General features: G+C 67.7%; 15 protein-coding genes. 10 read left to right on the top strand and 5 right to left on the bottom strand.

Going from position 1 to position 15,087, the window contains the following annotated elements; genetic code table 11:
* Window positions 1-30: 30 nt before the first annotated feature.
* Both ACFWAY_RS32875 and ACFWAY_RS32870 read right to left on the bottom strand, forming a co-directional pair.
* Window positions 31-1,002 (bottom strand): DUF1648 domain-containing protein, encoded by a 972-nt coding sequence (locus ACFWAY_RS32875; RefSeq protein WP_378513496.1) that lies wholly within the window; start codon window positions 1,000-1,002, stop codon window positions 31-33.
* Window positions 1,003-1,024: 22 nt separating this feature from the next.
* The gene (locus ACFWAY_RS32870; RefSeq protein ID WP_005249154.1) at window positions 1,025-1,426 is read right to left on the bottom strand and encodes an SdpI family protein; all 402 of its coding nucleotides are present in this window, start codon (window positions 1,424-1,426) and stop codon (window positions 1,025-1,027) included.
* 115 nt (window positions 1,427-1,541) lie between these two features.
* Between ACFWAY_RS32870 and leuS the strand changes: the two genes are divergently transcribed.
* Window positions 1,542-4,406: a leucine--tRNA ligase gene (leuS, locus tag ACFWAY_RS32865; RefSeq protein ID WP_378453344.1), complete on the top strand. Its 2,865-nt coding sequence runs from the start codon at window positions 1,542-1,544 to the stop codon at window positions 4,404-4,406.
* A 43-nt stretch (window positions 4,407-4,449) separates the two neighbouring features.
* Here the strand turns inward: leuS and ACFWAY_RS32860 are convergent, their stop codons facing one another.
* Window positions 4,450-4,680: a hypothetical protein gene (locus tag ACFWAY_RS32860; protein WP_378513495.1), complete on the bottom strand. Its 231-nt coding sequence runs from the start codon at window positions 4,678-4,680 to the stop codon at window positions 4,450-4,452.
* 79 nt (window positions 4,681-4,759) lie between these two features.
* Here ACFWAY_RS32860 and ACFWAY_RS32855 point away from each other — a divergent pair, with 79 nt between their 5' ends.
* The 4 genes from ACFWAY_RS32855 (at window position 4,760) to ACFWAY_RS32840 (ending at window position 6,798) form a co-directional block, all read left to right on the top strand.
* Window positions 4,760-5,206, top strand: coding sequence for a hypothetical protein (locus tag ACFWAY_RS32855; RefSeq protein ID WP_378513494.1), 447 nt, complete (start codon window positions 4,760-4,762; stop codon window positions 5,204-5,206).
* A gap of 54 nt (window positions 5,207-5,260) precedes the next feature.
* Window positions 5,261-5,710, top strand: a complete 450-nt coding sequence (locus tag ACFWAY_RS32850) for a DUF5990 family protein (protein WP_378453346.1) — start codon at window positions 5,261-5,263, stop codon at window positions 5,708-5,710.
* A 123-nt stretch (window positions 5,711-5,833) separates the two neighbouring features.
* Window positions 5,834-6,343 (top strand): DUF5994 family protein, encoded by a 510-nt coding sequence (locus tag ACFWAY_RS32845; RefSeq protein ID WP_378453347.1) that lies wholly within the window; start codon window positions 5,834-5,836, stop codon window positions 6,341-6,343.
* Window positions 6,340-6,798: a DUF5994 family protein gene (locus tag ACFWAY_RS32840; protein ID WP_378453348.1), complete on the top strand. Its 459-nt coding sequence runs from the start codon at window positions 6,340-6,342 to the stop codon at window positions 6,796-6,798. Before ACFWAY_RS32845 ends, ACFWAY_RS32840 begins: the two co-directional genes overlap by 4 nt.
* 3 nt (window positions 6,799-6,801) lie before the next feature.
* On the opposite strand, the gene ACFWAY_RS32835 is transcribed toward ACFWAY_RS32840, so the two are convergent.
* Window positions 6,802-7,749, bottom strand: coding sequence for a DMT family transporter (locus ACFWAY_RS32835; RefSeq protein ID WP_378453349.1), 948 nt, complete (start codon window positions 7,747-7,749; stop codon window positions 6,802-6,804).
* A 36-nt stretch (window positions 7,750-7,785) separates the two neighbouring features.
* A complete protein-coding gene (locus ACFWAY_RS32830) occupies window positions 7,786-8,415 on the bottom strand; it encodes a TetR/AcrR family transcriptional regulator (protein ID WP_378453350.1) in 630 nt (209 codons plus the stop codon).
* Between the two features lie 254 nt (window positions 8,416-8,669).
* Here ACFWAY_RS32830 and ACFWAY_RS32825 point away from each other — a divergent pair, with 254 nt between their 5' ends.
* The 5 genes from ACFWAY_RS32825 to ACFWAY_RS32805 all read left to right on the top strand — a co-directional run bounded on the left by ACFWAY_RS32825 (window position 8,670) and on the right by ACFWAY_RS32805 (window position 15,013).
* Window positions 8,670-9,503: an SDR family NAD(P)-dependent oxidoreductase gene (locus ACFWAY_RS32825; protein WP_378453351.1), complete on the top strand. Its 834-nt coding sequence runs from the start codon at window positions 8,670-8,672 to the stop codon at window positions 9,501-9,503.
* A complete protein-coding gene (locus ACFWAY_RS32820) occupies window positions 9,500-11,572 on the top strand; it encodes an acetate--CoA ligase family protein (protein ID WP_378453352.1) in 2,073 nt (690 codons plus the stop codon). The genes ACFWAY_RS32825 and ACFWAY_RS32820 overlap by 4 nt, the downstream gene beginning before the upstream one ends.
* A 21-nt stretch (window positions 11,573-11,593) precedes the next feature.
* A complete protein-coding gene (locus tag ACFWAY_RS32815) occupies window positions 11,594-12,793 on the top strand; it encodes an acyl-CoA dehydrogenase family protein (protein ID WP_378453353.1) in 1,200 nt (399 codons plus the stop codon).
* A gap of 4 nt (window positions 12,794-12,797) precedes the next feature.
* Window positions 12,798-13,526, top strand: a complete 729-nt coding sequence (locus ACFWAY_RS32810; RefSeq protein WP_378513493.1) for an enoyl-CoA hydratase/isomerase family protein — start codon at window positions 12,798-12,800, stop codon at window positions 13,524-13,526.
* A gap of 74 nt (window positions 13,527-13,600) precedes the next feature.
* Complete coding sequence (locus tag ACFWAY_RS32805; RefSeq protein ID WP_378453355.1) at window positions 13,601-15,013, top strand: MFS transporter; 1,413 nt, start codon at window positions 13,601-13,603, stop codon at window positions 15,011-15,013.
* The last annotated feature ends 74 nt before the right edge of the window (window positions 15,014-15,087 follow it).

The raw sequence follows: 15,087 nt of genomic DNA, 5'->3' as shown, positions 1-15,087 counted from the left end.
GGTTAGCGAATCCCTGCACTCCCGGGCCACTCACGGGCGGCGGAGCCGCCTGTCGGCGAACGTGTTGAGCGCACCGGCCATTTCCTCGGCCCGTGCGCTGGTGACGGTCAGCCGGTCGCCGCACGCGGTCGTGACGATCACGGCGGGACCAGTTCTCGTCACGACGCCGTAGTTCCGTCGGCCCTTCACCTTGAGTCCCCAGCCGCCGAAGTGGTCGAACGGCTTGATCACGTCGACGCGGGCGCCCTCGATCTCGTCGACGCCGTACCGCAGGGCGGTCATGCCCATGTTCACCACCCGGATGCCGGACCGATCGACGATCACCCGGAAGCGGAGCAGGCTCACGATCAGCAGCCCGACCGGAACGAACACCGCGAGCGGCCACCACCCGTCGACGAGCTGGCAGACCGCGAGAGCAGGTGCGACACCGAGCAGCAGGAGCAGCACCAGCGAGCCGACGGTGCCGAAACCGACCGTGTCCGCGACCGTCGCCGGATCGTCGGCGCGCGGCAACCGGGGGTCGGGCGGACTGGTGGCGGAGACCCGGGGTCGGTAGTCGCGCAGCAGGGCGGCGCCGAGCAGGCCGATAACCGCGCCGATCACGACGCCGAGGCCGAGCGACCACAACGGAAGCTCGGTGTCCGAGGCGTCGGTGACGTCGAGTTGGACGTAGAGCATCACCACCTGCACCGTCAGGATCAGACCGACCACGGACAGTCCGACGACGAGCATCGTGCGGCGCATCATCAGCATCGCCTGGGCCAGGGCGGCGATCGCGGCACATCCGCCACCGAACAGGACCGTCACCAGGGCAAACGTCCAGGCGCTGGACATCGGGGTGGCGAAGCCGTCGGGTGAAGTCGTGGTCCAGTGGGTTGCGATCTCCGCCGGAAGTCGCGGTTCCCAGACCTTCGTCAGGATCACCCCGGACAAGGCGGCGACCACCGGCAGCAGGAGGCCGAAGACCGCGCCTGCGGGGTCGACGACGCGCGAGGATTTCACCGGACGGGCCGTCGCCAGCCGGTCAGGACGGCTGGCAGGCGCCCTTCAACGAGCACGCACCGCAGGAACTGCCGCACCCGCCGGTGTCGGCAGCGGGCACCGCCGCGGCGGCACGGGCACCGAGCGATCCGCCCGTCGCCGCGGTGAGAGCGGCAGCGACGACGCTGACGAGGACGGCGCCGATTCCGAAGACTCCGCCGATCAGGATTCCGGCGATTCCGCCGATGACGAGGAGGCCGGCCGCGGCGAGCAGGGTGGGCCCTGCGACCTTGTTGGCCAGCGCAAACGTCTGATCGTCGCGCATCGTCTCGGGGGTACGGACACCCGCCCACCGGTTGCGCGGGAGGCGCTCGGCGAGGCCTGCAACGGCGACACCGGAGACAGCGACGGCGAGCACGAACAGCACGACGGAGGCAATCAACACGAGACCAGGATACGGCGGACCCGGACGCGCAGGTGAGCCCGGGTGGGGTGAGGCTCTACCCTGGTTGACGGTATCCCCCTAATTCAGAATGTCAGCCAAGTAGATAGCGACCACAGTGACCGAGCACGTGCAGCCCGCCAACCCGTCCGACGCGACCCCGCAGCACCGCTACACCGCGGAGCTCGCCGGCCAGATCGAGCAGCGCTGGCAGGACCGGTGGAGCGAGGAGGGCACGTTCAACGCGCCCAACCCGGTCGGTCCCCTCGCCGGCGACGTTCCCGCGGACAAGTTGTTCGTGCAGGACATGTTCCCGTACCCGTCGGGGACGGGTCTGCACGTGGGCCACCCGCTCGGCTACATCGCCACCGACGTGTTCGCCCGCTATCACCGCATGCAGGGCCACAACGTGCTGCACACCCTCGGCTACGACGCGTTCGGTCTGCCCGCCGAGCAGTACGCGGTGCAGACGGGCACGCACCCGCGGACCACCACCGAGGCCAACATCGGCAACATGAAGCGGCAGCTGCGCCGCCTCGGGCTCGGCCACGACGAACGCCGGACGTTCGCGACCACCGACACCGACTTCTACCACTGGACGCAGTGGATCTTCCTGCAGATCCACGATGCGTGGTTCGACAAGGAGGCGGGCAAGGCCCGGCGTATCTCGGAGCTCGAGGCCGAGTTCGTGTCGGGTGAGCGGTCGTTGGAGGACGGACGGGACTGGGCGTCGCTGTCCGTGTCCGAGAGGGAGGCCGTCCTCGACTCCTACCGCCTCGTCTACCACTCCGATTCGATGGTCAACTGGTGCCCCGGTCTGGGCACCGTGCTTGCGAACGAAGAGGTCACCGCCGACGGTCGCAGCGACCGCGGCAATTTCCCCGTGTTCCGTAAGCACCTGCAGCAGTGGATGATGCGCATCACCGCGTACTCGGACCGCCTGGTGGACGACCTGGAGTACCTGGACTGGCCCGAGAAGGTCAAGACCATGCAGCGCAACTGGATCGGGCGCTCGCACGGTGCGCAGGTGCAGTTCCGGGCAGCGGTCGAGCGAAGCGAGGGTGAATCTGCTGCTCATGAGATCGAGGTGTTCACGACGCGGCCGGACACGCTGTTCGGCGCGACATACGTGACGCTGGCGCCGGAGCACGAACTGGTGGACGAACTCGTCGCAGCCGAATGGCCCGAGGGTGTGGATGCGCGCTGGACCGGCGGTGCCGCAACTCCCGCCGAAGCGGTTGCGGCATATCGGAAGTCGATCGCGGCCAAGTCGGATCTCGAGCGTCAGGAATACAAGGAGAAGACGGGTGTCTTCCTCGGCACCTACGCCGTGAATCCGGTGAACGGGCTCGAGTTGCCGGTGTTCATCGCCGACTACGTCCTCACCGGGTACGGCACAGGCGCCATCATGGCCGTCCCGGGTCACGACCACCGTGACTACGAGTTCGCGACCGAGTTCGGTCTCGACATCGTCGAGGTGATCTCCGGCGGCGACCTCACCAAGGACGCGTACACCGGCGACGGCACCATCGTGAACTCCGATTTCCTGAACGGGATGAGCGTCGCCGACGCGAAGAAGGCGATCACCGAGCGTCTGGAAGCGGACGGCACCGGCAAGGGCACCATCCAGTACAAGCTGCGCGACTGGCTGTTCGCGCGCCAGCGGTACTGGGGCGAGCCGTTCCCGATCGTGTACGACGCCGAGGGCAACGCCCATGGCCTGCCGGAATCATCTCTGCCGGTGGAGCTCCCGGAGGTCGAGGACTACGCACCCGTGTCGTTCGACCCCGACGACGCGTCCTCGGAGCCCTCTCCCCCGCTGGCGAAGGCCGTCGACTGGGTCAACGTCGAGCTCGATCTCGGTGACGGACTGCAGACGTACCGCCGCGACACCAACGTGATGCCGCAGTGGGCGGGCAGCTCGTGGTACCAGCTGCGGTACATCGACCCCACCAACCCGGACGTGTTCTGCGACAAGGAGAACGAGCGGTACTGGACGGGTCCGCGTCCGGAGATCCACGGACCCAACGATCCCGGCGGCGTCGACCTGTACGTCGGTGGTGTCGAGCATGCGGTGCTGCACCTGCTGTACTCGCGGTTCTGGCACAAGGTGCTGTTCGACCTCGGCTACGTCAGCTCGAGCGAGCCGTACCGCCGCCTGTACAACCAGGGCTACATCCAGGCGTACGCGTACACCGATGCGCGCGGCGTGTACGTGCCTGCCGACGAGGTGGAGGAGAAGGACGGCAAGTTCTTCTACCAGGGCGCCGAGGTCAACCGCGAGTACGGGAAGATGGGCAAGAGCCTCAAGAACTCCGTCTCGCCGGACGAGATCTGCGAGGAGTACGGCGCCGACACGCTCCGCGTGTACGAGATGTCGATGGGCCCGCTGGACACGTCCCGTCCGTGGGCGACGAAGGACGTCGTCGGTGCGCAGCGGTTCCTGCAGCGCGCCTGGCGTGTGGTGGTCGACGAGGAGTCCGGTGCGCTGCGCGTCACCGACGACGCCCCGACGGAGGACACGCTGCGTGCGCTGAACAAGGCGATCGCCGGTGTCGGCGAGGACTACACGGCCCTGCGCGACAACACGGCCGCGGCCAAGCTGATCGAGTACACCAACCACCTCACCAAGGCGTGCCCCGGCGGTGCGCCCCGCTCGGTGGTGGAGCCGCTGGTGCTGATGCTGGCACCGCTGGCCCCGCACCTCGCGGAGGAGCTGTGGTCGCGGCTCGGGCACGAGAAGTCCCTGGCCCACGGCCCCTTCCCGGTGGCGGAGGAGAAGTGGCTGGTGGAAGACACCGTCGAGTATCCGATCCAGGTCAACGGCAAGGTCCGCAGCCGCGTGACCGTCGCCGCCGATGCCCCGCGCGAGGAGATCGAGAAGATCGCGCTGGCCGACGAGAAGATCGTGGCGCTCCTCGACGGCCAGGAGCCCCGCAAGGTGATCGTCGTCCCCGGCAAGATGGTCAACATAGTGCGCTGACGCGCCCGTGAGTACTTATTAACCGCCCGTGGTTAACAAGTACTCACGGCAAGATCGTCGTATGACCGTTCTCAAAGCTGTGATGGCTCCCCGCGACGGGACGGTGGTCGACGGGTTCAGTGAGGTCGACGTCTACGACCTGCCGACCGTGTGCACCGCGGACGTCACCGGCATCTATCTCAGGTGGGACGTCGATCAGGAATTTCTCGCCGAGCAGCGGGAGTTCCTGAACGCGTTCGTGGTCCGCGGCGGCCGGATCGTCGTCAACGGGCACGTGCAGCGGATCTTCCTGGACGGACTGACCCGTTGGCGCAAGCTCGAGTTCCGGGGCCCCGGACCTGGGCTTGACGCGGGTGACGGAGCACCCCGTGTGGGCCGGCACCGATCCGAAGGCGTTTCTCTACGCGATCAACGACTGTCTCGGGCGGGGCGCCACGGTGGTCGTCTTCGGCGAGACCAACTGCGGGGACTGGCTGCCCGGTGTCCGCGAGGACCGCCTCCCGACCGTCTTCTGGTGGTGGCGCACCGGCGAAGATCACCGACTTCGTCTGCGCTCCCCCGACCATCCGGCGTGGGACTACCTCTTCGAACGCGCGGTGATCTGGCACTACCACGGCGTCCTGGAGCCGCCGGACGGCGCGGTGAGCCTGGTCGATCTGCACACCGAGGACGGGAAGCGCGACGGCTCGATCCTCTTCATCGGCGAGACCACCGCGGGACGGCTGCTCGTGACCACGATGGACCCCGTGTACCACCACGGGTCCGGATTCATGCCCGGCGCAAGCGCTCCGCGCCCGTGAGTACTTATTAACGACCGGCGGTTAATAAGTACTCACGGGTGGTTTGATACATGGGTGCAACTCGTGATCGAGGCAACCGACCTTCCCGGATCGTTGTGTCCGCCGGGGGCGAATTTCCCCGGCTACGACAACATTCACGTGGCCGTCCAACGCCGGGGTGCACCCGGAGATCTGCTCGGTCTGCATCCGGGGGACACGACCACCGCGCGCTGGGTTCTCGACTGCAAGACCACCCCGACGCCGACGGGTCTCGACATCACCGGACCGTACGTGCAGGGCCGTCCGGGGGCGCGATTCGTCTACCTGTCGTGGGGGACGGTCGACGCCGACGGCGGATTCGACATGTTCCGCCGGGCGAAGTTGATGTGGGACGCGGTGGATCCGGCGACTGCGGAAGCGGCGTCGGCGGCCGGTCGCATCACGGCGCGACTCGGGCTCACCGATGCCCGGGGGAATCCACTGTGTGCTGCGGTCCGTCCGCCGTTGATCGAGTGGTCGGCGTAGCCGATCGTCGTAACCCCTGCGCGTAGGGTGAGGGTATCGGCGGCACTTCGCACGCGAACGCCCAAGATCGCGTCGCCGCCGACAGAGATATCGACCGCCCGCGGTCGAGGCGGGAGCGTCGTCATGACGCTACAACAGGATCGCAACTTTCCCGGTCGTCTTCACGGTGCCCATACGCGTGGCGGCCCGGGTCAGTCGCCGCGACTACGGTTGAAGCCCGAAGCGCCCGGTGCGGGCACCGTGGACGGTGCCTGGTGGCCCCGGTCCCGCGACCTCGCCGTGGAGATTCCGGATCTGGTTGCGCTGGTGTCGATTCGAGTGGGTATCGTCGATCGGGTCGTGTACGACATCAAGGCCTGGCTTCCTGCTCCGCGCCGGATCACGGTCGCGGGGCGATCGGTGCATCTCGACGGCTACGACTACCAGCCGCTCAACACCCTGTACGTCAGCGGTCTGAAGCGGACGAGGCTGACGCTTCTGGTGGTGCCCCCCGGGGCCGACGCCGGCTATGCCGACTCGACGATGCACACGGCGGCCAATCCCAACAGTGCCCTGACCGCCGACGAGCTGCTGATGTCGGGCATCAGGGGCGGCCTCGACAGCACCTCGAGCGCGAAGGGACGTGGACGATGACGCACGACGAAAACATCACGCACTCCGGCCGTGGGCTGGGACTGTCTCAGCCGACGCCCGACGGTGAGCAGCCTTTCGACGCTCCCACCCGGACTCCGAGACTGCTCCTGCGCGCTCGCGGCGAGGTGTCGGAAGGCGTCGACGGAGCGTGGTGGCCTCGAACCACCAACCTCACCACCGAATTGCACGACCTGATCAGCGCGCTGACGGAGCGAGTCGGAACGACCGAACGCGTCGCCTTCGACTGGAACTCACTGAGCATCTCGCAACGTGGCATCGATCGCCGCGACGGAATTCAGGTGTCCGGGCCGGATCCGGACCAGCCGCTCGACATCATGTACGTCTTCGGTACCGACGGACGTCGGCTCGACATCTTGATCGTCGGACCCAACACCGACGCCGACAACGCTTTCGAGGCGATGCAGAGGGCAGTGGGTCTCGCTCCGGATCAGTAAATGCTATCGGCTCTCGGCCCCGTGTAGGGCCGGCGGCCGATCGACGTGACGGGGACGCTTCTCCCGCATCCACGGCAGCGCTGCGGACGCGATCAGGACGACGGCCATCCCCGCCCACTGCACCGGGGACAGTTGCTCGCCCAGCAGGATCTGCGCGGCCAGCACCCCGACCACCGGTTCGAGCAGTCCGAGGAGGCTGACCGAGGCCGCACCGAGTGCTCGCACCGCGATGAAGGAGCAGCCGATCCCGATGGGCATCAGCAGGAGCCCCTGGAACAGGATGGACCCCCACCCGCTGGGTGCGAAGGTCCAGGACTGTCCGTCGACGACGGCGATCGTGCCGGTGGCGATTCCGGCGCCGAGTGACGCCAGTCCACCGGCGGCGACGGGGCTGACCTGGTGTACCCATCGTTCCCCGACCACCAGATACAGGGCGTACCCGGCCGCACTGAGGAGGGCGAGTATCGCCCCGTTCAGGGCGACGGTGGAGCTGCCCGCGCCTGCGACGAGGGCGATGCCGCCGGACATGGCGAGGGCCAGCACCAGCTGCCCGCGGTGGATCCTGTTCCGGGTGAGCACCCATACCAGCGCCATCACGAAGAGTGGGTAGATGTGGACGATCACGACCGCGATCTGAGCGCCGGTAACCCGCACTGCGGCAAAGAAACACAGCAGCTGGATACCGAACAGCGGGCCGCAGACGCAGCACAGTCCGACGGCGGACTTCCAGGTCACGCCCGTCAATCGTCCGGTGGACCAGGCCAGGAGTAGCAGGAGTGCGGCACCGACCAGGCTGCGGAGGCAGACGAGGACGGCCGGGGACACGCCACCGGCGTAGCCGATCGCGGCGAACGTCGGGGTGAGTCCGTACGCGACCGCCGAGGCCGCGCCGCATCCCCAGGCAACGGCACTGCCGCCGCGCGGGCGCCGTGCGGTGGTGCTATCGCCCATCGAGCCGAAGCTGCCGAGCGGTCTGCAGTGGTCGGGTCACCATGTCCGCGGCGCGACGAGTTCGTCGTGAACGAACTGCACGAGAACCTCTTTCATGGCGGCGACGGTCATGTTCGGTGCGCCGGTGAGTACCTGTATGGCGGTCCCGTCGGTGAGCGCGGTCAGCCGCTGCGCGATGGTCTCCGGGTCGACGTCGGTGCGGAAGATCTCCTGGCGTTGTCCGCGCCGGACGATCTTGACGACGGTCTCGTGCCAGCGCGCATAGTACGTGTTGTGGAACGGGCGGAGTTCGGGTCGAAGCGTGGCCTCGGCCCAGAACTGCAGCCAGATGGACCACTCGTCGCGCAGCGGCCCGACGCGGGGCAACTGCATGTCGATCAGGCGGAGCAGCCGCTCGTGGGCGTTGTCGATCGCCTTGAGTTCGCGGCTCTGCCGGTCGAATGCGTTGTCGATGGCGTGGCGGAGGGCCGCGGTCAGGACGTCGCTCTTGCCGGGGAAGTAGTAGTGCACCGCCCCGGTGCTGGTGCCGACGACCTGTGCGATGTCGGAGATGCGGACCGAGTGGTATCCGCGCTCGGCGATCAGCTGCGCCGCGGCATCGAGTATCGCCGTTCGGCGCGCGTCCTCGGTGAGTTGAGCGGTCACTGTCCCTCCTTCGATAGCCATCTGACTGATCCATCAAATCATACGCTTCAAACTGACGCATCAGTCAGACCCGCCAAGCCTCGATCGAAAACGGGCGACTCCGGATATTTTCATACATAACATCAGTTCAAGGCGCCTAGATCAGCAGGGAGGGCATTCGGACGTCGAGTCAGTTTCCGGCAAACTCTTGACATATGTGGGCTGCATCACGGTATAACTGATGCATCAGTCAGACCCACGTGGTCGGAACGGCAGCGACGAGAGGCGAACGCTCGATGGAATGTGAGAACCCAGGTGGAGGCGCCGGGCAGGTGCTGCGCCCCGACGTCCATCGCGGGCGGGTGGCACTGATCACCGGTGGAGGCACCGGGATCGGACGCGCGATCGCACTGGACATGGCGAGGTGTGGAGCCGACGTCGTCATCAGCGGCCGCCGGTCCGAGCCCCTCGAGAAGACCGCCGCCGAGATCGAGTCGCTGGGTGCCCGGGTGCTCGCCGTGCCCGCCGACATTCGCGAAGAACAGCAGGTGACCGATCTGGTCGACCGCGCCCTCGACACGTTCGGCCGGATCGACATCCTGGTCAACAACGCCGGCGGCCAGTTCGCGGCGCCGGCCGAGGACATCACGAGCAAGGGTTGGCGCGCCGTTCACCGCCTCGCGGTCGATGCCACCTGGGCGGTAACCCGGGAGGTAGCCGTTCGCGCGATGATTCCGCAGCGGTCGGGCTGCATCTTCTTCATGGCGTTCTCGCCGCGTCGCGGAATCGCATCGATGGTCCATGCCACCTCGGCCCGCGCGGCCCTCGAGAACCTCGCTTCCGGACTGTCGCTGGAGTGGAGCCGGTACGGAATTCGGTCGATCTGCATCGCCCCCGGCACCATCGCGACGGAGGGCATGGAGGGCAACTACACCGAAGAGGCCCGCGCGCAATGGACGTCCGCGGTTCCGCTCGGACGTCTGGGTACGGCCGAGGATGTTTCCGGAGTCGTCACGTTCCTCGCCTCGCCCGCAGGCGGTTACGTCACCGGGACCACGCTGGTGATCGACGGCGGTGCCGACGCCTGGGGTACGGGTCATCCCGCTCCGAAGGTCGAGGAGACGCGATGAGCACGATCGCCGACCGCGACCTCACGGCCCTGTTCGATCCCCGGTCGGTCGCCGTCCTCGGTGCCAGCAACGACGAGACGAAGTACGGCAACTGGATCAGCGTCCAGGCGCTCCGCATGAAGGGCAACCGGTCGGTCCACCTCGTCAACCGGCGCGGCGAGCGCATCCTGGGACACCCCTCGCTCCGGAGCCTGTCGGAACTCGACGAACGAGTCGATCTCGTCGTCATCACCGTTCCGGCACAGGGTTTCGAGGAGGCCGTGGACGACGCCCTCGCTGCGGGCGCCACCGCGATCGTCGGTGTCACCGCCGGTTTCGCCGAACTCGGCGCTGCCGGAAAGGCTGTGCAGGATCGGGTCGTGGAGCGGGTGCGGGCAGCCGGAGCCGTCCTGCTCGGGCCGAACTGCCTGGGTGTGCTGGATTCGAGCACCGCGCTGACGCTGGCCTCGAACCCGCTTCCCGCCGGCCGGGTCGCGCTGCTCTCCCAGAGCGGCAACATGGCACTCGAACTCAGCCAGTTCCTCGAGTCCCGCGGACACGGGTTCTCCCGGTTCGCCTCGCTCGGGAACCAGGCCGACCTCGGCGCCGCCGACCTCATCCGCTCCTGCGTCGAGCACGACGACACCGATCTCATCGCCGTGTACTGCGAGGACTTCGGTGACGGGCGGGCGTTCGTCGACGCCGCCGCCCAGGCTTCGCGGGCCGGTAAGCCGGTTCTGCTGCTGACAGTGGGTGGCAGCGAGGCATCCATCCGCGGGGCGCAGTCGCACACGGGATCGCTGACGTCCGACAGCGCGGTCATCGACGCGGCCTGCCGGGCCGCGGGGGTGTACCGGGTGTCGAGTCCACGGCAGCTCGCGGACGTGGCGGCCACTCTCCTCGGCTACGGACCTGCGGAGGTGCGCCGGGTCGGTGTCATCGCGGACGGCGGCGGGCACGCAGGCGTCGCGTCCGACGTGGTCGAGGCAGCCGGTCTCGCGGTACCGGAGTTCACCGCCGACATCAGCAGCGCACTGCGCGCCCTGTTGCCACCGTCCGCCGGGGTGACCAACCCGGTCGACCTCGCCGGCGCCGGGGAACAGGACATCACCTCGTTCGTCTCGGTCCTCGACACCATCCTGCAGAGTCCGGCCGTCGACTCCGTCCTGCTTACCGGATATTTCGGCGGCTACGGAAGTTACGGCGAGAACCTCGCGCGATCGGAGATCGACACCGCCCGTGCGATGGCGGAGACGGCGCGCACCCACGGCAAGCCGGTCGTCGTGCACACGATGCATCCCGACAGCGCCGCGGCCCGCGTCCTGGCCGACGGCGGAGTCCCGGTCTTCCGGGCGGTGGAGGACGCCGCCGGTGCGCTCGGAGTCATCGCCGAAACCGCTGCACCGCAGCATCATGCGGGCCCCTCGAGCGAGCCGGCCGAGCCGGTCACCAGCGACGCGTACTGGGATGCGCGCGAACTCTTCCGCACTGCGGGCGTCGAATTCCCCGAAGCGCAACTTGTGCGGACCTGCGCCGAGGCGGTGGCAGCCGCCGACACCGTGGGGTACCCCGTGGTTCTGAAGGCGATGGGTCTGCTGCACAAGTCCGACTCCGGCGGAGTGGCACTCGGCTTGGAAACCGCGCAGCAACTCGCCGACGCTTTCACGCGGATGGACGACTCGCTCGCGGCGCCCGCCTACTGCGTGGAGGGCATGGCGGACCTGAGTGAGGGGGTCGAACTCATCGTGGGAGTCCAGACCGACCCGCGGTTCGGTCCCGTGGCGATGGTGGGTCTCGGCGGCATCTTCACCGAGGTCCTCGCCGACGTCGCGTTCGCGCTGGCGCCCGTCGATGCGGAGACCGCACACGGCCTGCTCGACAACCTGCGGGCGTCCGCTCTTCTCCGAGGGGTTCGCGGCAGGCCCCCGATCAATTTCGACGCGGCTGCGGACGCCATCGCCGCCGTCACGGCCGTGGCCACCGCACACCCCGAGATCGCGGAACTCGAGATCAACCCACTGTTCGTCACTCCGAAGCAAGCCCTCGGACTCGACGCACGCATCGTCCTCAGCTCATCGAACACCAACTGACACAAGGAAGTTCTTTTCATCATGGAATTCGCATACAGCCCCCGCCTCGCCGACCTCAAGGAGCGCGCACGCGCCCTGACCGACACGATCATGCAGTTCGAGGACGAGTGCGAAAGAAACAACGGAATTTCCGACGAATCCCACGCCACCATCAAGGCGGCCGTCCTCGCATCGGGACTGCAGGCGATCAACACCCCCGTCGAATACGGCGGGGCCGGACTGACGGTGCTCGAGCAGGCCGTCGTGCAGGACGAACTCGGTAAGCTCACCAACGCGCTGTGGGACACGGTGTGGCGGCCCGCCAACCCCCTGACCCACGCGACCCCCGAACAGCGGGAGCGCTACCTGATTCCCGGTGCCCGCGGCGACCGCCGCGACGCCGTCGCGATCTCCGAGGCCAACGCGGGCTCGGACTTCTCCGCGGCGTGCACCACCGCGACACCCGACGGCAACGGCGGGTACATCATCAACGGAGAGAAGTGGTTCGTCACGGTCGGTGACGTCGCCGACTACCTCATCGTGCTGGCCAACGTCGAACCCGACCACGCCGCAACGATTTTCCTGATCGACGTCGACACACCGGGTGTGAAGATCAAGCACATCCCGCGCTACACGCACACCTTCGTCTACGAGCACCCCGAGTTCACGTTCGAGAACGTGCGCGTCGGAGCGGACGCCGTGCTCGGTGGTATCGGACAGGGTCACGACCTCACCCGCGACTGGTTCACGGAGGAGCGGCTGATGATCGGCGCACGCACGATCGGTGCCGCCGAGCGGGCGCTGACCCTGGCCGTCGACTGGGCGCGGGAGCGGGTGCAGGGCGGCGAGCCACTGATCAATCGTCAGCTGATCCAGGGCATGATTGCCGACTCCGTCGTGGACATCACCACCAACCGGGCACTCACCCATCAGGTGGCGTGGGAATTCGACCAGGCCGATCCGAATGACGCCGACCTGCGAAAGACGCTGCACGCCAAGGCCGCGACCGTGAAGCTGGCCGCCTCCGAGGCGTCGAACCGGGTGGCCGACCGGGCCGTCCAGATCTTCGGTGGGCGCGGCTACATCCGCGACTACCCCGTCGAGCGGCTGTGGCGCGAACTGCGCGTCGACCGCATCTGGGAGGGCACGTCGGAGATCCAGCGCCTGGTCATCGCGAACGAGGCCAACAAGCGGGGTCTCGACAACCTGCTGTCGTTCCGCTACGAGGCCGGGGAGAAGTAGCACGATGCCGACCGAGAACGCCGGGACCGTCGATGTGCACCGCGACGGCGACGTCGCCGTCGTCACGCTGAGGCGGGAACAGAAGCGGAACGCGCTGTCCACGCACATGGAAGCCGAACTGCTCGGCGCACTGGGGTCACCCGAGGTGAAATCCAGTCGTGCGGTGGTCCTCACCGGCGGTGACTCGGTGTTCTCGGCCGGCGCGGACGTCACCGAACTGGGGGAGATGACCCCGGAGGCGATCGCCGAGTACTACCGGACGTCCGGGTCGGTGTACGAGGCGCTCGCGGCTCTCCCGCAGCCCACCGTGTCCGCGATCACCGGCTACTGCCTCGGCGGCGGGCTCGAACTGGCTCTCGCCACCGACATCCGCGTCGCCGATCCGGCCGCGGTGTTCGGGTTCCCGGAGATCGGAATCGGGATCCTCCCCAGCTCCGGTGGGGTCACCCGCATCACCCGCATCGTCGGGGCCGGCCGTGCCCGCGACCTCGTCCTGCGCGGACGTCGCTTCGATCACACGGACGCCGAACGCTGGGGCGTGGTCAGTGAGATCGCGCCTCCCTCCGAGCACGTGAAGCAGGCGCTGAGCATCGCGCACGAACTCGCGGCGTATTCGCCACTGGCGCTGAGCATCACCAAGCAGGTACTGGACGTCAGCGTCGACGCCCCGCACCACGCCTCGCTGCTGCTCGAACAGCTCGCCTACTCGGCGCTGAACAAGACAACCTCTTAGCGGTACCGGCCGAGTGCGGCCGACTCGACCGCCACCCCCGGGGTGACGGCACCAATCTACGTAGTGGAGACGACATGAGTTCCTTCGACGTGATGGACAGACCCGCCAAACGCGGGTTCCACACCAAGCTCCTGATCGCGTGCTGTGGCGGACCATTCCTGGACGGGTACGTCATGAGCATCATCGGCGTGGCCCTGCTCGGGGTGACCGAGCAACTTCACCCGACGACAGCCGAGGCAGGATTGATCGGTGCGGCCTCGCTGATCGGTATCTTCTTCGGCGCCACCGTGTTCGGCTTCCTCACCGACCGGATCGGCCGGGAGAAGATGTACGCCCTCGACCTGGTGGTGCTGGTCGTCGCGTGTGTTCTGTCGGTGTTCGTCCAATTGCCGTGGCAGCTCATAGTCCTGCGCTTCGTCATCGGCGCGGCCATCGGTGCCGACTACCCCATCGCCACCTCGCTGCTCACCGAGTTCACCCCCACCAAGAAGCGCGGCGCCATGGTCGGGATGTCGGCCGTCGCGTGGTCGGCGGGCGCGGTTGCCGCGTACGTGGTCGGTGCGCTCGTCGTCGGTATCTCCGGCGGCAACGACCACTGGCGCCTGCTACTCGCGTCCAGTGCGGTTCTGGGTCTGATCGTGATTCTCGTGCGCCGCGGAATCCCGGAGTCGCCGCGCTGGCTCCTGAAGAACGGCCGGGTGGCCGACGCCGAGGCCGTGGTCGAGAAGATCTACGGGGAGAAACTCGACCTGAGCAAGGTCACGGTCGAGGACACGGCGGAGAGGCCGAAGGCCGACATCCGGATCTACTTCCGGGGTCAGTACCTTGCCCGGCTGATCATGTGCAGCGCTTTGTATCTGGCGGTCGTCACCCCGCTCTACGCGTTGCTGACGTTCCTGCCCACGATCCTGTCGGGCTTCTCGATCTCCGGTGACGGTTCCGCGGGGCTCATCGTCGAAACCGTCATCATCGGGCTCATCGTCGCCGGATCCATCCCCGCGCTGTTCCTGGTCGAGAAGTGGGGCCGGCGCCCGATCGCAGTGGTCCCGCTGGCACTGATGGTGATTCCGCTGGCCGGGCTGTGGTTGTGGGCGGACGGTCCCCTGTGGTTCGTCGTCGCCGCCTTCTGCGCGTACGCGTTCATCTCCGGCGGTCCGAGCATCCTGGTGTGGATCTACCCCAACGAACTCTTCCCCACCGAGTTCAGGGCGACTGCGGTGGGAATCGCCACTGCGGTGAGCCGGTTCGGCGCCGCGACGGGCACGTACCTGCTGCCGCTGAGTATCTCGGCGCTGGGCACGGGCACCACGATGCTCTTCGGTGCGGTGCTGACGGCGATCGCCTTCGGGATCTGCTTCTTCATGTCTCCGGAGACGAAGGGGAAGTCGCTGGAAGAGGTGTCCTCCGTAACCGCTGCTGCACCGGCGATGGGGACGACCGCTCCCCGGCTGGCGAAGCTGGAGGAGGCGGCCGCGCCGCGAACCTGACGAACTGTTCCCTCCCCGCCCCTGCCGACTTCCACGTCGGCAGGGGCGGACCCCTGTGCGGACATGTCCCGCTG

The organism is Rhodococcus sp. NPDC059968 (assembly GCF_042738615.1).
GTDB lineage: Bacteria > Actinomycetota > Actinomycetes > Mycobacteriales > Mycobacteriaceae > Rhodococcus_F.
The sequence above is the reverse complement of the archived record's forward strand: the minus strand, read 5'-3'. Positions and strand labels throughout refer to the sequence as shown.